The organism is Limnohabitans sp. JirII-29, assembly GCF_003063395.1.
In the GTDB taxonomy this organism is placed as follows: Bacteria; Pseudomonadota; Gammaproteobacteria; order Burkholderiales; family Burkholderiaceae_C; genus Limnohabitans.
Genome location: NZ_NESB01000001.1, coordinates 176,849 through 198,934 on the forward strand (window position 1 = coordinate 176,849; position 22,086 = coordinate 198,934).

Here is a 22,086-nt window from a genome sequence, read left to right on the forward strand (position 1 = left end):
GTCCGGCTTTTTTGCTGAGTGGGGAGCGCTTAGCGCAGAACCAACACTGGAATGCTGGCGTGCGTCAGCACTTGTTGGGTTTCGCTGCCCAACAGCAAGCGCTTGATGCCACGACGGCCATGCGAAGCCATGACGATCAAATCAGCTTTGTGCTTTTTGCTGGCAGCAATCAGGGCATCTGACACGATGTCTGACTTGACCACCACCGCCTTCGCTGTCACACCTTTGGCTTTGGCGGCTTTGACCACAGCATCCAACACTTTTTGTGCGTTGTCCGTCCACTGTTTTTCAATCTTGGCAACTTCGGTTTGGGCCAAAGGCAACGAACCTTCAAAGTAGCTCTGTGGGTAACGTGGCGTGATTTTCACAGCCACCAATTCAGCGCCACTCAGTGCTGCCAAATCAATCGCGCTGGTGATTGCTTTTTTGGACAAGGTCGAGCCATCGGTGGCCACTAAAATTCGTTTGTACATACAAGAGCTCCTTTGTTGTGAACAGGCTCAAGCTTAACGCAGTCTTGGGGCCCACTCTTGACCCATGTCAAGTGCGTGTCACGCAAACCCGTTAGGCTCTCTCCTCCATGTCTTTTGACCCCTCGACTGTTGCGCTGCTTGACGACCGTCAAGAGTGGTTGCGCTTCAGCCAACCGCATCCACCCGACGCCTCTGCGCAAGGCGCGGTGTGGGACTCGCATGTGGTGATCCAGGGCATGCATTGCGCGGCTTGTGCGTTCACGGTAGAGGCCGCGTTGATGGCGGTGCCTGGTGTGCGTGCGGTGCAAGTCAATGCCGCCACGCACCGGGCCAAGGTCGTGTGGTCTGAAGCGGTGGTCAAACCCTCTGTGTGGCTGCACGCCATTGCCGCAGCGGGTTATGGCGCGCTGCCCGCTGCCGACAGCACGTTGCGACAACGCCGACAAGAAGAAACACGCCGTGCGTTGTGGCGCTGGCTGGTGGCCGGCTTTTGCATGATGCAAGTCATGATGTACGCCTACCCGGCCTATGTGGCGGGCGAGGGCGACATCACCCCCGACATGGTGCAATTGCTGCGCTGGGCTTCGTGGGTGCTGACCTTGCCCGTGGTGTTTTTTTCCTGTGGTCCATTTTTCAGCAGCGCCTTGCGCGATATCCGGTTGCGCCGCATCAGCATGGACTTGCCGGTGGCTTTGGGCATGGCCATCACCTTCGGGCTCAGTTCGGCTGCCACATTCGAGCCCACTGGCATGTTTGGGGGCGAGGTGTACTTTGACTCGCTGACCATGTTCGTCTTCTTTTTGTTGACTGGGCGCTGGCTGGAGTTGCGCTTGCGTGACCAAACCGCCGGAGCCCTTGAGGCTTTGATGAACCGTTTGCCCGACAGTGTGTTGCGTCAATCGGGCGATGGTTCATTTGAGCGTGTCGCGGTTCGGCGCTTGTTGCCCGGTGATGTGATTCGCGTGCTGCCCTCGGAGGGGTTTCCGTCAGACGGCGTTGTTCTGGAAGGGCAAACCTTGGCCGATGAAGCTTTGCTCACGGGTGAGTCGCGGCCCCAATCGCGGGGCGTAGGGCAGCAGGTGGTGGCGGGTAGCCACAACTTGTTGGCTCCTGTGTTGGTGCGTGTTACGCAGGTGGGCGAAGACACCCGGTTCTCTAAGATCGTGGCCTTGATGGAAAACGCCTCTCTGCAAAAGCCACGCCTGGCGCAATTGGCCGACCGTGTGGCGAAACCATTTTTGGCGGGCGTTTTGGTGATGGCGGCCATGGCTGCTGCGTGGTGGTGGCCAACCAACCCAGCCCATGCCTTGATGGTGGCCGTCGCGGTGTTGGTGGTGACATGCCCGTGTGCTTTGTCTTTGGCCACGCCTGCCGCCATGTTGGCTGCCGCAGGTGCTTTGGCCCGTCAAGGGGTGTTGGTGCGACACCTACAGTCCCTGGAGGCTTTGGCCAGCATTGACACCGTGATTTTTGACAAGACCGGTACCCTCACACGCGATGCACAACGCATCACGCACGTGTTTGTCAACGACGGATTGAGCATGGAATGGGCACTTGCACGGGCCGCTGCTTTGGGGGAGCATTCCTTGCATCCCTTGTCTCGGGTGTTGGTGGCCGCGCACGATGCATCTGACCAGCCCCGCCTGATGGCCGACGATGTGGTGGAAACAGTGGGCCAAGGCCTGCAAGGGCAGCTGGGGGATGTGTTGCGTCTGGGGTCCGCTACTTTTTGTGCCGACTGGGGCGTGGTGGTGCCTGAGTTTGCGCGTGCTGCGCAGGTGCATTTGTGTCGCAAGGGCGAATGGTTGGCCAGTTGGCAGTTATCCGAAGACGTGCGTGAAGATGCGGCACAGACGGTACAAGCCCTGAAAGACATGGGGGTTGATGTGTATGTGTTGTCGGGTGACCATTCGCAAGCGGTGCAACAAGTGGCCCAAGAGCTTGGCATCGATTTGGCATATGGTGCATGCACCCCGCAAGACAAATTAGCGCGCATGATGGGCTTGCAATCCGAGGGGCATCATGTGGCCATGGTGGGGGATGGGTTGAACGACGGTCCGGTGCTGGCCGGTGCCCATGTGTCGATGGCGTTTGGCCAAGCGGTGCCACTGGCACAGTCCAAGTCTGACTTGGTGTTGATGGGCGACAAGTTGTCGGTGGTGGTGGCCAGTTTGCGTTTGGCCCGTCAAACCTTGCGGGTGGTGCGACAGAACTTGGTCTGGGCCGCGCTCTACAACGCCGTGTGCGTACCTCTGGCCGTGGCAGGGTGGTTGCCTGCGTGGTTGGCAGGCTTAGGCATGGCGCTGAGCTCGCTGTGGGTCGTTTTGAATTCTTTAAGGTTGACGAAAGCACACTGATGGACATTTTGTATGTACTGATCCCGCTCTCGGTCTTCTTGGTGCTGTGCATCTTGGCTGGCCTGTGGTGGGCTATTTACCGTGGGCAGTTTGAAGGCGTGGACCAAGAAGGGGAGCGCATTCTTCGTGACGATTGACTTGCATCAATAAGAAACCAAGGGTAATCATGGATACTGGCAAAAAAATGAAAGGTGACCGATGAACTCATCACAACAAGCCGTCTACAGCGACACCGTTGTCCGGCAGTTTTCCATCATGGCGGTGGTTTGGGGCGTGGTTGGCATGTTGGTGGGCGTGATCATCGCCTCTCAACTCGCTTGGCCAGAACTGAACTTTGGCATCCCTTGGCTCACGTATGGTCGTCTGCGACCCTTGCACACCAACGCGGTGATTTTTGCGTTTGGTGGCAGTGCCTTGTTTGCCACCAGCTATTACGTGGTGCAGCGCACCTGCCACACGGTGCTGTTTTTACCCAAGTTGGCGGCCTTTACCTTTTGGGGCTGGCAATTGGTCATCGTGGCAGCCGCCATCAGCTTGCCCTTGGGCTTTACCCAGGGCAAAGAATACGCTGAGCTGGAGTGGCCAATTGACTTGTTGATTGCTGTGGTTTGGGTGGCTTACGCCGTGGTGTTTTTTGGCACCGTGGGCACACGCAAGGTCAAGCACATTTATGTGGCCAACTGGTTCTATGGTGCCTTCATCATTGCGGTGGCTTTGTTGCACATCGTCAACAGCGCCGCTATTCCTGCGGGTTGGATGAAGTCTTACTCCGCCTACGCCGGAGCACAAGACGCCATGATCCAGTGGTGGTACGGCCACAACGCCGTGGGCTTTTTTCTCACCGCAGGTTTCTTGGGGATGATGTATTACTTCATTCCCAAACAAGCCGAGCGCCCCGTGTACTCGTATCGCCTGTCGATCGTGCACTTCTGGGCTTTGATCTTCACCTACATGTGGGCGGGTCCTCACCATCTGCACTACACCGCCTTGCCCGATTGGGCGCAGTCTTTGGGCATGGTGTTCTCGCTCGTGTTGTTGGCACCCAGCTGGGGCGGCATGATCAACGGCATCATGACCTTGTCGGGCGCATGGCACAAATTGCGTGACGACCCGATCTTGCGTTTCTTGATCGTGTCCTTGTCTTTCTACGGCATGTCGACCTTTGAAGGTCCGATGATGGCCATCAAAACGGTGAATGCCTTGAGCCACTACACCGACTGGACCGTGGGCCACGTGCACTCGGGCGCTTTGGGCTGGGTGGGCTTGGTGTCCATGGGGTCGATCTACTTTCTGATCCCCAAGTTGTTTGGACAGAAAAAGATGTACAGCGTCAAAGCCATTGAAGTTCACTTCTGGCTGGCCACCATTGGCATCGTGCTCTACATCGCTGCGATGTGGATTGCTGGTGTGATGCAGGGCTTGATGTGGCGTGCTGTCAACACCGACGGTACCTTGACCTACACCTTCGTGGAATCGGTCAAAGCCACTTACCCGTTCTACGTGATTCGTGTGATGGGCGGTTTGTTGTACTTGGGCGGCATGCTGATCATGTTCTGGAACGTGGTCAAAACAGCCACCCAGGGCAATGCTGTCAGCGTCGCTATTCCTGCCCCCGCACACGCTTGAGGAGCCTACATGTCTGATAACAACGCCAAAGGTTTCTCCCACGAGCGCGTGGAGACCAATAACTTTTTGATGATCGTGCTGATTTTGATTGCGGTGGCCTTTGGTGGCATCGTTGAAATCGTGCCGCTCTTTTTCCAAAAATCGACCACCGAACCGGTGACTGGCGTCAAGCCCTACACCGCCTTGCAATTGGCAGGACGTGATGTGTACATCCGCGAGGGTTGCTACAACTGCCACTCGCAGATGATCCGCCCGTTCCGTGCTGAAACACTGCGCTATGGCCACTACTCGGTCGCTGGCGAGTCGGTGTATGACCACCCCTTCCAGTGGGGCAGCAAGCGCACGGGCCCTGACTTGGCACGTGTGGGCGGCAAATACAGCGACGAGTGGCACCGTGTGCACCTGAACAACCCACGCGATGTGGTGCCCGAGTCCAACATGCCTGAATACCCATGGTTGTCGAAAAACATGGTGGACCCCAGCGATATGGCGCCTCGCATGAAAGCTTTGCGCATGGTGGGTGTGCCTTACAGCGACGAAGAAATTGCCAAGTCAGCAGAAGACGTCAAGGGTAAAACCGAGTTGGATGCGGCCATTGCGTATTTGCAATCGCTCGGTCTTGCGCTCAAGTAAGGAGGTTCTCCATGGACGTCAATGACTTACGCATCGCCACGACCTTGCTCTCGTTTGCCATTTTCATTGGCATCTTGGTGTGGGCTTTTTCTCGGCGCAACCAAACAGATTTCGACGCAGCTGCCCAGTTGCCGTTCGATCAAGACTAGGCCTGAGTGCCTGTGTAAAGGAATCGAATCATGAGTGATTTCACCAGTAATTTTTGGTCGCTTTTTGTGGCCGTCATCTCGATCTTGGGCATCGTGTACTGCGCCGCTTTGCTGTGGTTCTCGTCCAAAGTCAAAGTCTCTTCGCACAACACGCAAGACGGCACCACCGGTCACGTGTGGGATGAAACCCTGCGCGAAATGAACAACCCATTGCCCCGTTGGTGGCTGTGGCTGTTCATCATCACCATTGTGTTTGCGGTGGTGTATGGCGTGGCTTACCCAGGCTTGGGCAGCTTTGCTGGCAAATTGGGTTGGTCGTCGCAAGGTCAGTATGACGCTGAGGTGGCCAAAGCCAACCAAGAGTTGGAGCCCTTGTATGCGGCTTTCACAGCCCAGCCTCCTGAGCAATTGGCCGGTGACCCCAAAGCCATGGCGGTGGGCGAACGCTTGTTCATGAACAACTGTGCGCAGTGTCACGGCTCTGATGCACGCGGTTCCAAGAGCTTCCCCAACTTGACCGACGGTGACTGGCTGCACGGTGGCACTCCTGACAAGATCAAGGAGACCATCACCAAAGGTCGTATTGGTCAAATGCCACCGATGGGCGCTGCGGTGGGTACACCAGAGGACATTCGTAACGTGTCGCACTATGTGTTGAGCTTGTCGGGCAGCCCGCATGACTCGGTGCGTGCTTCGTTGGGTAAATCCAAGTTTGGTGCTTGCGCGGCCTGTCACGGCATGGACGGCAAAGGCAACCAAGCCTTGGGCTCTGCCAACTTGACCGACAAGATCTGGTTGCATGGCTGGGGTGAAGAAGCCATCACGGCCATGATCAATGGTGGCAAGGTCAACCAAATGCCAGCTCAAGAGGGCCGTTTGACCGAATCCCAAATCCATGTGCTGACCGCTTATGTGTGGGGCATGTCAAACAAACCTGAAACACCTGCTGCTGCGAAGTAATTGTTTTGAATTCTGACGACACCCAGCAGCGCAAGACCATCCCCATCGTTCCTGAGCCTTCGGGCTCAGAGGACGAGGCGATGGTCTCGCTTTATGCGGCCAGCCAAAAAATCTACCCCCGTTCTGTCGAAGGCATCTTTGCCTATTGGCGTTGGATCTTGGTGGTCCTGACCCAGTTGCTTTTTTACGGTCTGCCCTGGCTTGAATGGGGCACGCGTCAGGCGGTGTTGTTTGATCTGGCCTCGCGCAGGTTTTATATCTTTGGTTTGGTCTTGTACCCACAAGACTTCATTTACCTCACCGGCTTGTTGGTGATCTCAGCCTTGTCGCTGTTTTTGTTCACTGCCGTGGCGGGCCGTTTGTGGTGTGGTTATGCCTGTCCACAAACTGTGTACAGCGAAATATTTTTATGGATTGAGCGAAAAATCGAAGGTGATCGCTCAGCCCGCATGCGCTTGGACGATGCCGAGTTCTCGCTCGAAAAGCTGGTGAAGAAGTGGTACAAGCACCTGATCTGGATTTTCTTTTCCATCTGGACCGGCTTCACCTTTGTAGGCTACTTCACGCCGATTCGTGAGTTGGCCATGGAATTCTTTTTGAGCCACATGAGTTCATGGGAACTCTTTTGGGTGTTTTTCTACGCTTTTGCCACCTACGGCAACGCGGGTTTCATGCGTGAGCAAGTGTGCAAATACATGTGTCCTTATGCACGCTTTCAAAGCGCCATGTTTGACCATGACACCTTGATCGTCACGTATGACACCGAACGGGGCGAACCCCGTGGCCCACGCTCACGCAAAGCCGATTTGGGCACGCTCAACTTAGGTTCTTGTGTGGATTGCTCTTTGTGTGTGCAGGTATGCCCGACGGGCATTGATATTCGCCAGGGCTTGCAGTACGAGTGCATTGGTTGTGGTGCGTGCGCCGATGTCTGCGACACCGTGATGGACAAGATGGGCTATGCCAAAGGCCTGATTCGTTACACCACACAAAACGCGATGGAAAACAAATGGACGCCACGTCAGATGTGGATGCGTTTGTTGCGTCCCCGTGTGCAGATCTACACCATGATCCTGGTGGCGTTGGTGGTGGGCTTGCTGGTGTCGTTGAGCATGCGTACACCGTTCAAGGTGGATGTGGTGCGCGACCGCGCGTCGCTGGCGCGTATCACCGAGTACGGCACTTTAGAGAACGTCTATCGCCTGCAAATCATGAATGCAGCAGAGTCTGAACAGACCTACCACTTGACGGTCAAAGGTTTGCCACAGCTACGCATTGAAACTGAAACCGATGTGGTCGTTGCACCCGCTCAAGCTCGCTGGATTGTGTTGCGCGCCGATATCCCGTATGGTTCTGCTGAGGCTGGATCTCACAAAATCGAGTTTGAAATTCAAGCACAGGAGTCTGGCCAATCGGTGGTCGAGAAGTCAGTGTTCATTGTGCCGAGGTAATCCTATGACTGCATTGAAACAACAACACGACACGCAACCTTGGTGGAAGTACGGCCATGTGTGGCTCATCATTGCAGGGCCAGCGGTGGTCGTGGTGGCTGGGTTCGTGACCTTGGCCATCGCCATCCGCATTCCTGATCCGGTGGTGGCTGAGGACTATTACCGCCAAGGCCTGAACATCAACAAAACCCTAGCTGAACAAGCGCAGCAGATGATGCCAGCCATGCAAGCGCGCAACCACGTGGCGACGCCAAAAGCGCAGATGCCCACGAAAACCCCATGATGGAAAACCATCAAGCGGGCCTACACTGATGACGAGTTCCTAACAAGGAGAATTTTGATGTTGGCACAACGCATGATGTGGATCGTATGGCCCGCCTTTTTGGTGGCAGGTGTTTTGGAAGTCGTGGTGTTTGCCATGTTTGACCCCCAAGACATGCAATGGTTCGGACAACCTGTTGAGATGTCGCGTCAAGGCATTTACACCCTGTCTTTTTTCGCCTTTTGGATCATCACCGCAGGGTCCAGTGCGCTGACCACCTTGTTGTCCATGTCTCCGTTTGAAACCAACCGTTGCCCGATGGTCCCTACCGAGCGGCCCGATGGATGTCCTAAACAAGAATCCTGCTGCGAGCAACCTGTTTGAACACTTGATTTACTCCAAACAAAAGGCCTGCATCAGCAGGCCTTTTGTTTGGGGCGCAAGCGCTTAAGTGGGCTGGCACGTTTGTGCGTTGACCAACAGCTTGAGGGCTTCGGTGTTCAAGATGCGCACATGACGCTGCTTCACTTCGACAATGCCTTCGTCGGCAAATTTTGAAAACGTGCGGCTCACGGTTTCAAGTTTGAGCCCCAAATAGCTGCCAATTTCCTCGCGCGTCATACGCAAAATCAACTCGGATTGCGAAAACCCACGTGCATGCAAGCGTTGCACCAAGTTCAACAAAAAGGCCGCCAAGCGTTCTTCAGCGCGCATGCTGCCCAACAGCAACATCACGCCGTGTTCGCGCACGATTTCGCGGCTCATGATTTTGTGCACATGACGCTGCAAGGCATTGATGTCGCGCGACAGTTCTTCGATGCGGTCAAAAGGCATCACACACACTTCGGCATCTTCCAGCGCCACGGCATCACAGGTGTGCAGGTCGCTGACGATGCCATCCAAGCCAATGATTTCGCCCGCCATCTGAAAGCCCGTCACTTGGTCACGACCATCTTCTGAGGAGACACAGGTTTTGAAGAAGCCGGTACGAATGGCGTAGAGCGCGTTGAACTTTTCACCATTCCTGAACAAGCTTTCGCCACGGGGCACACGTCGGCGGATGGCCACGATGTCATCGATGCGATTGAGTTCGTCGTCAGACAGACCCAAAGGCATACACAGCTCGCGCAAGTTGCAGTTGGAGCAAGCGACTTTGATGCTAGGGATACTCATAGGGTGGGATAAAACAGTGAGTTGATACAGGTCAAAGTGTGTCAGTCAACTTATGGGCACATTATCCTCCTGAAAAGGATAACCATCGATGACCTCTCCTCAAACCAACAACCTGGCTTCAAGACCTGTCGATGTGATGAGCCCAGATCTACTGCGTCGCTACGACGTGGCAGGCCCACGCTACACCTCCTACCCCACCGCCGATCGGTTTGTCGAGGCCTTTGGCGAGAGCGATTATTTGCAGGCGCTGCAACAGCGTCGCGAAGGCGTGGCGGTCAAAGCCTATCCGCTGTCCTTGTACATCCACATCCCGTTTTGTGAGGCGCTGTGTTACTACTGTGCCTGCAACAAGATCATCACCAAACACCATGAGCGGGGTGCTGAGTATTTGCGCTACCTGGAGCGCGAGGTGGCTTTGAATGTGGCGCACTTAGGCGCAGGCCAAACGGTGTCACAACTGCACCTGGGTGGCGGCAGCCCCACGTTTTTGAGCGATGACGAGCTGCGCGCGTTGATGGCCATGTTGCGCCGCAATTTTGAATTTGCGCCCGGTGGCGAATACTCCATCGAGGTTGACCCGCGTACCGTGACCGCCGAGCGTTTGAACACCTTGGCGTTGCTGGGCTTCAACCGTCTGAGCTTTGGCGTGCAAGACTTTGACCCCGACGTGCAAAAAGCCGTGCACCGCATTCAGCCTGCACAGCAGGTGTTTGACTTGGTGGCCGCGTCCCGCGCACTGGGCTTTGACTCGGTCAACATCGACTTGATTTACGGCCTGCCCATGCAGACGCCTGAGACTTTTGAACGCACTCTGGCCCAAGTGGTGGACTTGCGCCCTGACCGCATTGCTTTGTATGGCTATGCGCATTTGCCAGAACGCTTCAAACCGCAGCGGCGCATTCACAGCCAAGACTTGCCGCCTGCCAGCGCCAAGTTGGTCATGCTCTCCAGTGCATTGCGTGTGCTCATGGGCGCGGGCTATGTGTACGTGGGCATGGACCACTTTGCTTTGCCCAACGATGCCTTGGCCGTGGCCAAACGCCAAGGTCGCTTGCACCGCAATTTCCAGGGCTACAGCACGCAGCCCGATTGCGACTTGATCGCGCTGGGTGTCTCCGCCATTGGCCATGTGGGGGCCACGTTCAGCCAAAACGTCAAAACCTTAGAGGCTTACTACGACCTGCTTGACCAAGGGCGTTTGCCAGTAGAACGCGGCTTGGCTTTGTCTCGCGACGATTTGGTACGCCGCACCATCATCATGGCTTTGATGTGCCAAGGCCATGTCCTGTTTGAGTCGGTCGAAGTGGCGCATTTGCTGGATTTCAAAAAGTACTTCGCCACCGAGCTTCAAACCTTGGCGGACATGCAAGCGCAGGGCTTGGTCACGCTGGATGGCAATGGCATTCAGGTCACCGAGTTGGGTTGGTTTTTCGTACGTGGCGTGGCCATGGTGTTTGACAAATATTTGCAAGCTGACCGAACCCGCGCGCGCTTCTCTAAAATCATCTGATGAACTCTACTTTGGCCCTCACCGCACTCCTGATGGGGCTGGCGGGCGGGCCACACTGCTTGGCCATGTGTGGCGCTGCGTGTGCTGGCATTGGGCGGGCCGCACAAAAGCAAGGCGTGGGCCCTGGGCGCGACACCCGCGCCATGCTGCTGTTTCAAATGGGGCGCATCGTGGGTTACAGCACCTTAGGGGCATTGGCTGCTTCCACCATGCAAGGGGTGGGCTGGCTCACCACCCAGTCGGCCGTGTTTCGCCCGGTCTGGACCTTGTTTCATATCCTTGCTTTTTTGATCGGTGGCCTGCTGTTGTGGCGCGCTGAGCAACCGCTGTGGCTAGACGGTGTGGGCCGCGGTGTGTGGCGCAAGGTGCAGGCCATGACCGCGCACCTGAAGCTACAACGCGGTGGCCCCATGCTGCTGGGCATGTTGTGGGCGTTGATGCCTTGTGGCTTGCTCTACGGCGCCTTGTTGGTGGCCGCTTTGAGCAACAGCCCTTGGGAAGGCGCTGGCGTGATGGCCTTGTTTGCCTTTGGCAGTGCGGTGGTGTTGACCCTGGGGCCCTGGCTGTGGCTGCGCTTGCGCGGCTTCAAGCCTGCGGGTGACAACAGCGGTGCCTGGGGTGTGCGCTTGGCGGGTGCTGCCTTGATGGCCAGTTCAGGCTGGGCGCTGTGGATGGGCTTGGTGGAGTACCAAGCGCCGTGGTGCTTGGTGCCTCAATAACCAGCGGCACACAGTCCTTGTGTGCCTTAGCACCCTCGGACCCGCGCACCTTCAGGCATGGTGCTTGAGGTGGTCACTCAATAGCTTGGCCACGTGCACCGCTTGGCGTTGTGCGCCATCGGCAATTTGGTGGCGACAGCTCGTGCCATCGGCCACCACCAAGGCGTCGGGTTCGGCACGCACCGCAGGCAACAAACTCAACTCGGCCATGGCCTTTGAGACTTCTAAGTGGGAGGCCTCGTAGCCAAAGCTGCCGGCCATGCCGCAGCAACTGCTCTCGATCAGCTGAGGTTTGGCACCGGGAATCAGACGGATCACTTCCAACACGGGTGGCATCAGCCCAAACGCTTTTTGGTGACAGTGGCCGTGCAGCAAGATGGGTTGACGCGTGGGCTCAAGCTTTGATTTGAGTGCATCGAGCCGTCCGGCTTGCGCTTCGCGCGCCAAAAACTCTTCGAACAACATGGCTTGTTCGCTCACCTTGTGCGCCACTTCACCCAGGCCCAGCACCAGGGCTTCGTCCCGCAAGGTCAGCAGGCATGAGGGCTCTAAGCCGACGATGGGAATGCCCCGCTTGGCGAATGGCAGCAATGCGTTGAGCAGCTCTTGCGCATGTTCACGCGCCTGGTCTACCATGCCATTGGCCAGAAAGGTACGGCCACAACACAGATGGCCTTGGTCACTGCCATGACCTTGCCGAGTCTTGGACGCCACGTGCACTTGGTAGCCTGCGGCTTGCAACACGCGCATGGCAGCACGTGCGTTGTCAGATTCGAAGTAGCCGTTGAAGGTGTCCACAAACAGGACCACGGGCTTGGGGGCAATCAGCACTTCTTCGGCGGTTGAACCCAAGGTGCTGCGGTTGAAAAAGTGATCACGCTGCCAAGTGGGCCAACTGCGCTCGGCAGACAGACCTGTGAGGCTTTGGGCCAGTTTGGCCAACAGTGGCACGCGGTTGCGCAAGTTCAACAGGCCTGACCAACGTGCTGCGTGTTTGGCGTAGCGCGGCAAAAATCCAATCAAGCGGTCTTTGAGCGTGTGGCCGTGGTAGCGCTTGTATTGGTGCAAGGTTTCGATCTTCATGCGTGCCATGTCCACGCCGGTGGGGCAGTCGCGTTTGCAACCTTTGCAGCCCACACACAGGTCCATGGTTTGAAGCAGTTCTTCGCTGGTCAGCGCATCGGTGCCGAGTTGCCCGCTCAGTGCCAAACGCAAGGTGTTGGCGCGTCCACGGGTGAGGTGCTGTTCGTCACGCGTCACACGGTAACTCGGGCACATGGTGCCCGCATCGAACTTGCGGCAGGTGCCGTTGTTGTTGCACATCTCCACTGCTTTGGCGAATCCCAGCGCCGGGTCACCGCCGGTGCCGGGTGCGGTGGTTTGTTCGGTGGCGGGGTCGTTGTGGACGTTCCAGGCGCTCCAGTCGAGTGCGGTTTGGATGGGGATGACTTGGTAGGGCATGCCGTTGGGTTGGCCATAACGCATCAGGGTTGTGTCGTCCATCTTGGGTGGGTTGACCACGCGTTGGGGCGATAACAGGTGCAGCGGGTCGAGTGCTTGTTTGATCTGCCCCAGGGCTTCGGTGATCTTGGGGCCGAACTGCCATGAAATCCATTCCCCACGGCACAACCCATCGCCGTGTTCGCCGCTGTAAGCACCTTTGTATTTGCGCACCAAGGCGCTGGCTTCTTCGGCAATCGCGCGCATCTTGGCAGCGCCATCGCGTCGCATGTCCAGAATCGGGCGTACATGCAGTGTGCCCACCGACGCGTGCGCGTACCAGGTGCCTTTGGTGCCGTGTTTCTTGAACACCTCGGTCAAGGCATCGGTGTACTCGGCCAGGCTCTCCAGGGGCACCGCGCAGTCTTCGATAAAGCTCACGGGTTTGCCGTCGCCCTTCAAGCTCATCATGATGTTCAGGCCCGCCTTGCGCACTTCCCACAGGTTTTTCTGCGGTGCGTCGTCGATCATCTCCACCACGCTGCTAGGCAATCCCAGGTCACCCATGAGTTCCACCAACTGGCGCAGTTTGGGTTTCAAACTGTCTTTGTCTGCTCCGGCAAATTCCACCAGCAACACCGCTTCAGGTTCGCCAATCAGTGCCGTGCGAATGGTGGGCGCAAAGGCTGGGTTTTGCAGCGACAAATCAATCATGGTGCGGTCTACCAGTTCCACCGCCGTCAAGGTGCCGTCGCCCAACTTGACGATGTGCTGCGCCGCATCCATCGCCTTGTAAAAGCTGGGGAAGTTCACCACCCCCAGTACCTTGGCGCGTGGCAACTCGCTCAAGCGCAGGGTGAGCGACTTGGTCATCGCCAGCGTGCCTTCGCTGCCGACCAGCAGATGGGCCAAGTTCACCGAGCCGTCGTCGGTGTAAGGCCGTTCGTTTTGGTTGCAAAAAATGTCCAGGTTGTAGCCCGCCACGCGACGCAGCACCTTGGGCCAATGGGCCTCGATGTCGGGTTGCAGTTCATTGGCCAGGCGTTTCACAAAGTCACCGATCTGGCGCGCCCGCCCGCTGCTCGCGTCGTAGCGGCCCCACTGCAACAAGTCGCCGTCGCCCAACCAGGCCGAAGCACCCACCACGTTGTGCACCATGTTGCCGTAGGCAATCGAGCGGCTGCCACATGAGTTGTTGCCCGCCATGCCGCCCAAGCTGGCCTGCGCGCTGGTAGACACATCCACTGGAAACCACAGGCCGTGGGCTTTGAGTTCGGCGTTGAGGTGGTCCAGCACCAAACCGGGCTCGACCTCGACGGTGCGTTGGTCCACATCGAGGTGAACGATTTGGCGGATGTGTTTGCTGTGGTCAATCACCAAGCCCGCGCCCGTGGTCTGGCCGCACTGGCTGGTGCCGCCGCCGCGCGGCACGATGGGCACGCCTAAGTCACGACAGATTGCCATGGCGATGGGCACCTCATGGGCATGGCGCGGCACGAACACGCCCACGGGCGTGACTTGGTAAATCGAGGCGTCGGTGGCGTAGCGTCCCCGATCAGCCGCAGAGAACAACACCTCGCCCTCGGTTTCGGCACGCAGTCGGGCGGCCAGACGACCGGCCACCTCGTTGCTGGTGCTGGCCACGCGCTCAAAGACTTGGCTGGCGGTTTCGGTGATGTGTCGGGGCAGGGGGGCGTTCATGGGTCAGGCTTTGCGTGAGGTTTTGGGTGGGGTCGTGGGCGTGTCGGCACTGGCTTGCAGCTGCGCCAGCACCACATCGCGTTTGTGTTCGAGGTGGCGCACCAGCACATCGCGCAGCACCTGGGGCTGGTGCGCTTGCAAGGCTTCGATCATCTGCGTGTGTTCTTGCACGGCGCTGTGCCACTTGTCGTCGTCCTGGTTGGACTTGAAGCGCAGCGCTTGCAAACGCGCATTGACTTGCTCGTAGGTGGCGCTGAGCACCGGGTTTTTGGCCGCGGCATGGATGGCGCGGTGAATGCTGGCATTGAGCCGGTAATAGCTGGAGAGATCGCGCCTTGTGTAGGCGGCCATCATCTCGAAGTGCAGGGCTTGAATTTCGTTGAGTTCGCTGTCGGTGATGCGCTCGGCGGCCAACATGCCCGAGATGCCCTCCAAGCCCGCCATCACCTCGAAGGTGTGGCGCACATCGTCAAGCGTGAGCGACACGGCCACCGCCCCCCGGTTGGGCAGCAACTCCACCAGGCCTTCGGCAGCCAGTGTTTTGATGGCTTCGCGCAGCGGCGTGCGCGACACGTGCAGCGATTCGCACAAGGCCCGCTCATTGAGCTTGGCGCCGGGTGCAATCTGGTTTTCCACCAGCATTTGACGCAGCCGATGCGTCACATGGCCGTGTAAGGCCGTGCGGGGCATGGACAACAGTTCAGCAGTCATGGGAATATTTTGTATGCAAAAAATAGCAAGGTCAATCAACAGTCTAAGGGTGAACTCTAGTTGACGGTTTTATTTTGTATGCAAAAAATAGCTTCATCTCAGGAGATTCTTGTTCATGCTTAACCTCGACTTTCACCCCACGGGCCGTCACTTTTTGCAAATCCCCGGTCCATCGCCCGTGCCCGACCGCGTGCTGCGCGCCATGAGCCTGCCCACTATTGACCACCGGGGGCCTGAGTTTGGTTCGCTGGGCCTGAAGGTGTTGGCCGACATGCAAAAGATTTTCAAAACCCAGCGCCCGGTCATGATTTACCCCGCCTCGGGCACCGGGGCGTGGGAAGCGGCCTTGGTCAACACCCTGAGCGCAGGCGACCATGTGCTGATGTTTGAGACCGGCCACTTCGCTTCGTTGTGGAACAAACTGGCCACCCGTTTGGGATTGAAATCGGAATTCATTGGGCTGCCCGGTGTGGAGGGCTGGCGCCATGGTGTCAAGGCCGACATGATCGAGACCCGCCTCAAGGCGGACACGGCGCACAGCATCAAGGCGGTTTGCGTGGTGCACAACGAAACCTCGACCGGGGTGACCAGCGACATCGCGGCAGTGCGCCGCGCCATCGACAACGCCAAGCACCCTGCGTTGTTGATGGTGGACACCATCTCGGGCCTGGCTTCAGCCGACTACCGTCACGACGAGTGGGGCGTGGACGTGACCGTCAGTGGCTCGCAAAAAGGCCTCATGCTGCCGCCCGGCATCAGCTTCAACGCCTTGTCGCCCAAAGCGATTGAGGCCAGCAAAACGTCCACCTTGCCCAAATCGTTTTGGGCCTGGGACGAGATGCTGGAGATCAACAAAACCGGCTACTTCCCCTACACCCCCAACACCAACCTGATGTACGGCCTGAGTGAAGCCTGCGACATGATCTTGGGCCAGGGCCTGGACGTGGTGTTTGCCCGTCACAAGCGTTGGTCCAAAGGTGCGTGTGCTGCTGTGACTGCTTGGGGTTTGCCCATTCAGTGCGCGGACCCGGCGCTGTATTCGCCCATCTTGACCGGCGTGATGACGCCTGAGGGGGTGGACGCTGACGCCGTGCGCAAGATGATTTATGAGCGCTTTGATTGTTCCTTGGGCACGGGCCTGGGCAAGGTCAAAGGCCGCATGTTCCGCATCGGCCATTTGGGCGATTGCAATGACCTGACCTTGATTGCCGCCTTGTCGGCGTGCGAGATGGGCCTCAAGCTCAGCGGCGTCAAGCTGGCGGGCTCGGGCGTGCAAGCGGCGATGGATTACTTCTCGGCCCATCCCATTCCGGCGCTCATCCGTTCCTGACCCGAAGCACAACACGCCCAAGAGCGTGCCACTAGGAGACCTCAGCATGCAACGCAGAACACTGCTCCAAGCCAGCGCCGCCAGTGTGGCGACTTTGGCGGCACCCATGATCAAAGCCCAGAGCTTGCCCAATGGGCCGATTCGCATCGTGGTGGGCTTTCCACCCGGCGGGGGAACCGACGCGCTGGCGCGGGTGTTGGCGCAAAAGCTGCAAACCCTGTGGAACCTCACCATCGTGATCGACAACAAAGGCGGCGCAGCTGGCGTGATCGCTGCCGACTATGTGGCCAAGCAACCTGCAGACGGCAACACCTTGCTGATGGCGCACATCAACAGCCATGCGTTGGCACCCAGCTTGCAGCCCAAGCTGGGCTACAACGTGGAGCGCGACTTCACGCCGATTGGTTTGGTGGGCGTCACCCCCAACTTGTTGATCTGCAACGAGAGCCAACCGGCCAAAAACGTCAAAGACCTGGTCGCCTTGTGCAAACAAAACCCCGGCAAGATCAGCTTTGCGTCGGCGGGCGGAGGCTCGGCTCAGCATCTGGCGCTTGAAATGTTCAAGCTGCGCGCCGGCATTGACGCCTTGCACATCCCCTACAAAGGCTCAGGCCCCGCACTGACCGATTTGATTGGCGGTCAAGTGCAATATTGTTTCGAGACCATGACCTCGGCCACCCCGCATGTCAAAAGTGGTAAAGCTATTGCACTTGCCCAAACGCGACCTAAGCGCGCCAAAGGTCACCCGAATGTGCCCACCATGGACGAGCAAGGCTTTGCGGGTTTTGATGCCACCACCTGGTACGGCTTGGTGGGGCCAGGCAAGTTGAACCCGGCTTTTGTGAAACGCATCAACGAAGACATGAACCGCGTCATGGCCATGCCCGATGTGATCGAGAAGTTTGACCAGTACGGTGCCGAAGACGGCGGCGGCACACCTGAGCGTTTTGCCGACTTCATCCGCAATGAAACCCAGAAGTGGGCCAAGGTCGTCAAAGATGCCAAGGTGCAGGCAGACGCCTGAAGCTTGACTTGCCCAGAGTGCTGCTTGTAAAGTGTGTACACATTGATTCACAACTACGGGCGGGCAGGAAAGTCATGGAAGCAACAAAAGTTGGTATCAGAGAATTTCGCTCAGACTTGGCGGAATTCATTGCATCGAGCACGCCAGTCGCGGTCACACGCCATGGTCAGACAGTGGGTTACTTCATCCCAACGCGAGGGCAAGTGGTCGCAGATTTAGCCTCGCTTCAACAAGCCAGCAAAACATTGGATCAACTGATGGCCAAGCATGCTGTCAATGAGGATGATGTGGTGGCTGAGTTCAAAGTCGCTAGAAAAAAACAAGCAGTCAAAAACAAGCGGACTTAACGCCATGGGTGGTAAGGCCATCGTTTTAGACGCCAATATCTTGGTGCGCGCTGTGCTGGGTCGACGCGTTCGTGAACTTCTTCTTGAGCATGCCGAACACATCAAATTCTTCACGCCTGATGTGGCCTATGAAGACGCCAAGAAATACTTGCCTGGTTTGCTAGACAAACGAGGGGTATCTGAGGTGGTGGTTGTTCAGGTGTTAGACCAACTTCAGTCAATCATCCAAGTGATCGACAGTGAAATTTATGGCGCTATGAAAACACAAGCACTTCAGCGTATCGCTTCTAGAGACGCTGACGACTGGCCAGTGCTTGCGTGTGCCATGGCATTGAATTGTCCGGTTTGGACAGAAGATGCCGATTTCTTTGGCTCGGGTGTCGCGACTTGGACCTCTGACCGTATCGCACTGTATTTCGCTTGATTGAGCGACAAACAGCGCGAACTCCGATCAGCTCGACAAACCTTTGTAGAGCATGTAAATCGCCAGCGCATACAAGATCATGGCAAAAATGCGCTTGAGCTTTTTCACGGGCAAGCTATGGGCAGCTTTGGCACCCAGTGGGGCGGTGAACACACTGCACAGGGCAATCACCACCAAGGCGGGCACCCAGATGTAGCCAATGGCGTCATCGGGCAAGCCCGTCACCGACATGCCACTGATCACGTAGCCTGCCACGTTGGCCAGCGCAATCGGAAAACCCAGTGCCGAGCTGGTCGCCACGGCGGTGTGAATCGCCACATTGCACCAGGCCATGAACGGCACACTGATGAAGCCGCCACCCGCGCCCACCAAGCCCGACAAAAAGCCAATCGCGCTACCAGCAGCCACCAAACCTGCCGTGCCCGGCACTTGGCGTGAAGGCGCAGGCTTTTTGTCCAAAAACATTTGTGTGGCAGAAAAGCCGACAAACAAACCAAAAAAGATCGCCAAGTTCGCACCCTTGAGCATGGCAAACACACCCATGCTGGCAATCATGCTGCCCAGCACAATGCCGGGGGCCAGGCCTTTGACCAAGTCCCAACGCACCGCACCGCGTTTGTGGTGGGCACGCACGCTGGAGATGGAGGTGAAGATGATGGTGGCCATCGAGGTGGCAATCGCCATCTTGACGGTCAGGTTGGCGTCTATCCCGCGTTGCGACAACATGAAGGTCAAAAACGGCACCATGATCATGCCCCCGCCAATGCCTAAGAGTCCGGCCAAAAAGCCAGTACAAATGCCCAGCAGGGCCAGTTCGATGATGAGTTGGGGTTGGATGTCCATGACGCGCCTAGGCAGGTGTGAATAAGGTGTCTGCAAGGTGCCTGGAGCCGTCATCCTGAACCGGGGGTTCAGGTGGGCGAGGTCAGACTGACGTTGGGTTCATCTGACGCGAGACGATCACGCTCATCAGCCGATGTTCCAAGCCCGGGCTCGTATGAGCATTGGTTCAAGGAAATATAAAGCCCCAGGGACCGAGCAGACCTAAGGATTGTAGGTGGCTTCAGAGCAGTTGGTTGTCGCGTGTGAGCACGCTGTCCAAGCGTTGCAGCAGTTGCTGTAACTGGGGCGACGAGTCACTGGTGTCGCCACTGGCGGTGGTCACAGGTTTGTCGGTCAAATCGAACGCCAAGTTCAAAGCAGCCAGCACCGCAATGCGGTCACGCGCTTTGATCTTGCCCGCGTCGCGAATCTTGCACATGGCCTCATCCACCTTGGCCACGGCCTGCCCCAAGCGTGTCTCACCGCCTTCGGGGCAACCCAACACATAGCCCTGGCCCATGATTTGTACTTCGATTTGTTTCATGCCATGTCCTTGGTGTCAGCGCCCTTGGGCAGTCGATCAATCAGTGCGTCAATGCGATGACGCGCAGCGCCCAAACGGGACTTGAGCAAGTCGCGCTCATGGCTGAGCTCTTGCAACTGTTGCGTCAACAAGGCATTGGTGCGTTGCAGTTCTTCGTGACGCACAAGCAAGCGTTCCACGCGCTCGGCGATTTGATCGATTTGGGTGGTGTTGGACATGGCCCGTGCATTTTAAGGTGCCAGAAAGCTTCCTCAGTAGAATTGAAACTGTTGGTGCTCGCAGCGTGGTTCACATGCCGCAGTTCAACGGGAAGCAGGAAGGTCACGTCGACCAAGCTCGACAACACCCAACCTGCGCTGCCCCCGCAACGGTCAAACGGACGAGCTCTTGAGCTCCGCTTCTGTCACACACGCCACTGGACGCCTTGAACAAGCGTCTGGGAAGGCGACAGAGGTTGCTTCCGTCAGCCCGGATACCGGCCAACAAGGTGGCGGTGCGTCTGACAACGTGCCGCTTGAACGCTCAAGCACTGTCGGGGAAGGCGGTGAGGGCACTTTGTGTTGGGTTCAAATCATGAAGAAATTTATCCGTGCGCGTGGCTTTTGGCCTGCGTTGTCTATGTTGTCTTTGGCTTGTGTGGGCGCAGCGCAAGCTCAAACAATTTCGCAAGATGTGGTTGTGACTGCCAGTCGCACAGAGCAAATCATCACAGACGTTTTGCCGCACACCACGGTGCTTGGACGTGATGTCATTGAACAGTCGCAGTTGATGGATTTACCCTCTCTGCTGGCGCGTGAAGCTGGCTTTCAATTCACTCAGAACGGTGGGCGTGGCGCTCAAGCGAGTGCATTTTTAAGAGGTGCTGCTTCATTGCAAGTGCTTGTTTTGGTGGACGGTGTTCCTATGACTAAACAAGACACCACAGGGGCTGTCAGCCTTGAACACATCATGCTCGATCAGGTTGACCACATCGAAATTGTCCGAGGCAACGTGTCTGCAATTTATGGCAGCGGTGCCATTGGTGGTGTGATTCAGGTTTTCACGCGACAAGGCAATGGCGAGCCCACAGCCTTTGCAACAGCCGAGCTTGGCTCTTATGGGTCACAACGACTGGTCGTGGGCACACAAGGCAAGGCAGGAGATTGGCACTACGCCCTATCTGCGGGGAACAATTCAACGCGTGGTATCAGCGCGCTCAATCCAGCGCAAGGCTCGAACGTCAACCCAGATTCAGATGGGTATAAAAATGAAAGTTACAGCCTCAACCTGTCTTATGACCTGAGCCAGGACCACAAAATTGGCTTGCGTTCGAACGGGTCGAATGGACGCTTTGACTATGACGTGTCAGACGCCACGTATGCAGCTGCCACAGACATCAACAAAGGCATAACCAAAATCAACAGCAACACCTTGTACTGGACTGCGCGTTACAACGATAGATGGAAAAGTAGATTCAATGTGTCAGACAGCACAGAGAAAAACACCACTGACACAGCGGGGCTCTACCCGCTCAAAACACAAGCCCAGACGCACACACAACTGTTGTCATGGGTCCATGAGTTCACGCTTCACAACTTGGTGGCCACTTTGGGTTTGGACCGCCAGCTACAGGCGATAGATGCCAGCGACGATTATTCGGCGTTGTCTAAAAAGCGATCTGCCAGTGCCATCTATGGCGGTATGGTTTACACACGTGGTGCTGATAGTTTTCAACTGAACTTGCGCAACGACGATGTGCAAGAGATAGGTGCCAAAAACTCCACTTATTTGGGCTATGGTCATGATTTGGATCGTCAGTGGAAGTTGATCTTGGCGCATTCGACTGCTTTCAATGTGGCCCCTCTTGGCTACCTTTATGACCCCTACAGCGGCAATCCAAATTTAAAGCCAGAGACAGCCAAAACCAACGAGGTGGGCTTGCAGTGGGCCCAAGGCAACCACCGTGTGCGCTCAACGTTGTTCAGCACTCGAACGCACGACTTGCTGCTCTATGACATGACGACTTGGCAATTCAGCAACGTCTCCAGCGCCAAGAATGAGGGGCTTGAAACCAGCTACAGCGGTCGTTTTGATCGCACGGATGTGCGCGCAAGTTTGACGCTGCAAAACCCGATCAACGAAGCGACGGGGGACCGCTTGGTGCGTCGTGCCAACACCTTGGCATCTACCTCGGTATCGCACACGCTGGCGGGGTGGACCTTAGGCACTAGCCTTCGCTACACAGGATCGCGGCCTGACACATCCGGCAAGCCGGAACTAGCCAGCTACACCTTGGTTGATGTGACAGCCCGCTATCCCCTGTCCAAAGACTGGGTGGCCTTTGGTCGCGTGGAGAACGTGACAGACAAAAGCTACCAGACCGCATACGCCTACAACCAGTTGCCACGTACCTTCTATGTGGGCGTGACTTGGAAAACCAAGCCTTGATGA

General features: G+C 57.0%; 23 protein-coding genes and 1 riboswitch. Of the genes, 16 read left to right on the plus strand and 7 right to left on the minus strand.

Going from position 1 to position 22,086, the window contains the following annotated elements; all coding sequences use genetic code 11:
- Positions 1-29: 29 nt before the first annotated feature.
- The gene (locus B9Z39_RS00845) at positions 30-473 is read right to left on the minus strand and encodes a universal stress protein (protein ID WP_100148171.1); all 444 of its coding nucleotides are present in this window, start codon (positions 471-473) and stop codon (positions 30-32) included.
- Positions 474-580: 107 nt separating this feature from the next.
- On the opposite strand from B9Z39_RS00845, the gene B9Z39_RS00850 reads away from it, so the two are divergent.
- From B9Z39_RS00850 to B9Z39_RS00890, 9 genes are all read left to right on the plus strand, one after another.
- The gene (locus B9Z39_RS00850; RefSeq protein WP_108300401.1) at positions 581-2,830 is read left to right on the plus strand and encodes a cation-translocating P-type ATPase; all 2,250 of its coding nucleotides are present in this window, start codon (positions 581-583) and stop codon (positions 2,828-2,830) included.
- Positions 2,830-2,967: a cbb3-type cytochrome oxidase assembly protein CcoS gene (gene ccoS, locus B9Z39_RS00855; protein ID WP_100148173.1), complete on the plus strand. Its 138-nt coding sequence runs from the start codon at positions 2,830-2,832 to the stop codon at positions 2,965-2,967. The genes B9Z39_RS00850 and ccoS overlap by 1 nt, the downstream gene beginning before the upstream one ends.
- 61 nt (positions 2,968-3,028) lie before the next feature.
- The gene (gene ccoN / locus B9Z39_RS00860; protein WP_100148174.1) at positions 3,029-4,456 is read left to right on the plus strand and encodes a cytochrome-c oxidase, cbb3-type subunit I; all 1,428 of its coding nucleotides are present in this window, start codon (positions 3,029-3,031) and stop codon (positions 4,454-4,456) included.
- A 9-nt stretch (positions 4,457-4,465) separates the two neighbouring features.
- A complete protein-coding gene (gene ccoO, locus B9Z39_RS00865) occupies positions 4,466-5,089 on the plus strand; it encodes a cytochrome-c oxidase, cbb3-type subunit II (protein ID WP_100148175.1) in 624 nt (207 codons plus the stop codon).
- 11 nt (positions 5,090-5,100) lie between these two features.
- Positions 5,101-5,238: a cbb3-type cytochrome c oxidase subunit 3 gene (locus tag B9Z39_RS00870; RefSeq protein ID WP_100148176.1), complete on the plus strand. Its 138-nt coding sequence runs from the start codon at positions 5,101-5,103 to the stop codon at positions 5,236-5,238.
- A gap of 30 nt (positions 5,239-5,268) precedes the next feature.
- Positions 5,269-6,198, plus strand: coding sequence for a cytochrome-c oxidase, cbb3-type subunit III (gene ccoP / locus B9Z39_RS00875; protein WP_100148177.1), 930 nt, complete (start codon positions 5,269-5,271; stop codon positions 6,196-6,198).
- 5 nt (positions 6,199-6,203) lie between these two features.
- On the plus strand, positions 6,204-7,649 hold the full coding sequence (gene ccoG, locus B9Z39_RS00880) for a cytochrome c oxidase accessory protein CcoG (RefSeq protein ID WP_369908102.1): 1,446 nt from the start codon (positions 6,204-6,206) through the stop codon (positions 7,647-7,649).
- A 4-nt stretch (positions 7,650-7,653) separates the two neighbouring features.
- Entirely contained in the window at positions 7,654-7,932 is a 279-nt protein-coding gene (locus B9Z39_RS00885; RefSeq protein ID WP_100148178.1) for a FixH family protein, read from the plus strand.
- A gap of 57 nt (positions 7,933-7,989) precedes the next feature.
- Positions 7,990-8,295, plus strand: a complete 306-nt coding sequence (locus B9Z39_RS00890; protein WP_108300402.1) for a hypothetical protein — start codon at positions 7,990-7,992, stop codon at positions 8,293-8,295.
- Between the two features lie 63 nt (positions 8,296-8,358).
- On the opposite strand, the gene fnr is transcribed toward B9Z39_RS00890, so the two are convergent.
- On the minus strand, positions 8,359-9,084 hold the full coding sequence (fnr, locus tag B9Z39_RS00895; RefSeq protein ID WP_100148180.1) for a fumarate/nitrate reduction transcriptional regulator Fnr: 726 nt from the start codon (positions 9,082-9,084) through the stop codon (positions 8,359-8,361).
- A gap of 88 nt (positions 9,085-9,172) precedes the next feature.
- On the opposite strand from fnr, the gene hemN reads away from it, so the two are divergent.
- Both hemN and B9Z39_RS00905 read left to right on the plus strand, forming a co-directional pair.
- Positions 9,173-10,594, plus strand: a complete 1,422-nt coding sequence (gene hemN, locus B9Z39_RS00900) for an oxygen-independent coproporphyrinogen III oxidase (RefSeq protein ID WP_108300403.1) — start codon at positions 9,173-9,175, stop codon at positions 10,592-10,594.
- A complete protein-coding gene (locus tag B9Z39_RS00905) occupies positions 10,594-11,313 on the plus strand; it encodes a sulfite exporter TauE/SafE family protein (RefSeq protein WP_100148182.1) in 720 nt (239 codons plus the stop codon). The genes hemN and B9Z39_RS00905 overlap by 1 nt, the downstream gene beginning before the upstream one ends.
- 51 nt (positions 11,314-11,364) lie before the next feature.
- Here the strand turns inward: B9Z39_RS00905 and B9Z39_RS00910 are convergent, their stop codons facing one another.
- Complete coding sequence (locus B9Z39_RS00910; protein WP_108300404.1) at positions 11,365-14,454, minus strand: FAD-binding and (Fe-S)-binding domain-containing protein; 3,090 nt, start codon at positions 14,452-14,454, stop codon at positions 11,365-11,367.
- A 3-nt stretch (positions 14,455-14,457) separates the two neighbouring features.
- Positions 14,458-15,165: a GntR family transcriptional regulator gene (locus B9Z39_RS00915; protein ID WP_108300405.1), complete on the minus strand. Its 708-nt coding sequence runs from the start codon at positions 15,163-15,165 to the stop codon at positions 14,458-14,460.
- A 115-nt stretch (positions 15,166-15,280) separates the two neighbouring features.
- On the opposite strand from B9Z39_RS00915, the gene B9Z39_RS00920 reads away from it, so the two are divergent.
- The 4 genes from B9Z39_RS00920 to B9Z39_RS00935 all read left to right on the plus strand — a co-directional run bounded on the left by B9Z39_RS00920 (position 15,281) and on the right by B9Z39_RS00935 (position 18,290).
- Complete coding sequence (locus B9Z39_RS00920) at positions 15,281-16,495, plus strand: alanine--glyoxylate aminotransferase family protein (protein WP_108300614.1); 1,215 nt, start codon at positions 15,281-15,283, stop codon at positions 16,493-16,495.
- 46 nt (positions 16,496-16,541) lie between these two features.
- Complete coding sequence (locus B9Z39_RS00925) at positions 16,542-17,519, plus strand: tripartite tricarboxylate transporter substrate binding protein (protein ID WP_108300406.1); 978 nt, start codon at positions 16,542-16,544, stop codon at positions 17,517-17,519.
- 74 nt (positions 17,520-17,593) lie between these two features.
- Positions 17,594-17,866 carry a prevent-host-death protein gene (locus B9Z39_RS00930; RefSeq protein WP_108300407.1) on the plus strand — a complete coding sequence of 91 codons (273 nt, stop codon included), beginning with the start codon at positions 17,594-17,596 and terminating at the stop codon, positions 17,864-17,866.
- Between the two features lie 4 nt (positions 17,867-17,870).
- The gene (locus B9Z39_RS00935; RefSeq protein WP_108300408.1) at positions 17,871-18,290 is read left to right on the plus strand and encodes a PIN domain-containing protein; all 420 of its coding nucleotides are present in this window, start codon (positions 17,871-17,873) and stop codon (positions 18,288-18,290) included.
- Between the two features lie 27 nt (positions 18,291-18,317).
- Here B9Z39_RS00935 and B9Z39_RS00940 read toward each other — a convergent pair whose 3' ends face one another.
- From B9Z39_RS00940 to B9Z39_RS00950, 3 genes are all read right to left on the minus strand, one after another.
- Positions 18,318-19,133, minus strand: coding sequence for a sulfite exporter TauE/SafE family protein (locus tag B9Z39_RS00940; RefSeq protein ID WP_108300409.1), 816 nt, complete (start codon positions 19,131-19,133; stop codon positions 18,318-18,320).
- A gap of 220 nt (positions 19,134-19,353) precedes the next feature.
- Positions 19,354-19,656, minus strand: a complete 303-nt coding sequence (locus B9Z39_RS00945) for a cell division protein ZapA (protein ID WP_100148186.1) — start codon at positions 19,654-19,656, stop codon at positions 19,354-19,356.
- Positions 19,653-19,874, minus strand: coding sequence for a DUF904 domain-containing protein (locus tag B9Z39_RS00950; RefSeq protein WP_108300410.1), 222 nt, complete (start codon positions 19,872-19,874; stop codon positions 19,653-19,655). Before B9Z39_RS00950 ends, B9Z39_RS00945 begins: the two co-directional genes overlap by 4 nt.
- A 35-nt stretch (positions 19,875-19,909) precedes the next feature.
- Positions 19,910-20,155, plus strand: a riboswitch (cobalamin riboswitch).
- Positions 20,156-20,229: 74 nt separating this feature from the next.
- Here B9Z39_RS00950 and B9Z39_RS00955 point away from each other — a divergent pair.
- Positions 20,230-22,083 (plus strand): TonB-dependent siderophore receptor, encoded by a 1,854-nt coding sequence (locus tag B9Z39_RS00955; protein ID WP_146183256.1) that lies wholly within the window; start codon positions 20,230-20,232, stop codon positions 22,081-22,083.
- Positions 22,084-22,086: the final 3 nt, after the last annotated feature.

Coding starts and splice junctions, on each gene's coding strand:
- B9Z39_RS00910 (WP_108300404.1), bottom strand. CDS start 14,454: ATGAACGCCCCCCTGCCCCGACACATCACCGAAACCGCCAGCCAAGTC.
- ccoN (WP_100148174.1), top strand. CDS start 3,029: ATGAACTCATCACAACAAGCCGTCTACAGCGACACCGTTGTCCGGCAG.
- B9Z39_RS00930 (WP_108300407.1), top strand. CDS start 17,594: ATGGAAGCAACAAAAGTTGGTATCAGAGAATTTCGCTCAGACTTGGCG.
- ccoO (WP_100148175.1), top strand. CDS start 4,466: ATGTCTGATAACAACGCCAAAGGTTTCTCCCACGAGCGCGTGGAGACC.
- ccoS (WP_100148173.1), top strand. CDS start 2,830: ATGGACATTTTGTATGTACTGATCCCGCTCTCGGTCTTCTTGGTGCTG.
- B9Z39_RS00945 (WP_100148186.1), bottom strand. CDS start 19,656: ATGAAACAAATCGAAGTACAAATCATGGGCCAGGGCTATGTGTTGGGT.
- B9Z39_RS00955 (WP_146183256.1), top strand. CDS start 20,230: ATGAAGAAATTTATCCGTGCGCGTGGCTTTTGGCCTGCGTTGTCTATG.
- B9Z39_RS00920 (WP_108300614.1), top strand. CDS start 15,281: ATGCTTAACCTCGACTTTCACCCCACGGGCCGTCACTTTTTGCAAATC.
- B9Z39_RS00940 (WP_108300409.1), bottom strand. CDS start 19,133: ATGGACATCCAACCCCAACTCATCATCGAACTGGCCCTGCTGGGCATT.
- ccoP (WP_100148177.1), top strand. CDS start 5,269: ATGAGTGATTTCACCAGTAATTTTTGGTCGCTTTTTGTGGCCGTCATC.
- B9Z39_RS00935 (WP_108300408.1), top strand. CDS start 17,871: ATGGGTGGTAAGGCCATCGTTTTAGACGCCAATATCTTGGTGCGCGCT.
- B9Z39_RS00905 (WP_100148182.1), top strand. CDS start 10,594: ATGAACTCTACTTTGGCCCTCACCGCACTCCTGATGGGGCTGGCGGGC.
- B9Z39_RS00885 (WP_100148178.1), top strand. CDS start 7,654: ATGACTGCATTGAAACAACAACACGACACGCAACCTTGGTGGAAGTAC.
- B9Z39_RS00915 (WP_108300405.1), bottom strand. CDS start 15,165: ATGACTGCTGAACTGTTGTCCATGCCCCGCACGGCCTTACACGGCCAT.
- B9Z39_RS00950 (WP_108300410.1), bottom strand. CDS start 19,874: ATGTCCAACACCACCCAAATCGATCAAATCGCCGAGCGCGTGGAACGC.
- hemN (WP_108300403.1), top strand. CDS start 9,173: ATGACCTCTCCTCAAACCAACAACCTGGCTTCAAGACCTGTCGATGTG.
- B9Z39_RS00845 (WP_100148171.1), bottom strand. CDS start 473: ATGTACAAACGAATTTTAGTGGCCACCGATGGCTCGACCTTGTCCAAA.
- B9Z39_RS00870 (WP_100148176.1), top strand. CDS start 5,101: ATGGACGTCAATGACTTACGCATCGCCACGACCTTGCTCTCGTTTGCC.
- B9Z39_RS00850 (WP_108300401.1), top strand. CDS start 581: ATGTCTTTTGACCCCTCGACTGTTGCGCTGCTTGACGACCGTCAAGAG.
- fnr (WP_100148180.1), bottom strand. CDS start 9,084: ATGAGTATCCCTAGCATCAAAGTCGCTTGCTCCAACTGCAACTTGCGC.
- B9Z39_RS00890 (WP_108300402.1), top strand. CDS start 7,990: ATGTTGGCACAACGCATGATGTGGATCGTATGGCCCGCCTTTTTGGTG.
- B9Z39_RS00925 (WP_108300406.1), top strand. CDS start 16,542: ATGCAACGCAGAACACTGCTCCAAGCCAGCGCCGCCAGTGTGGCGACT.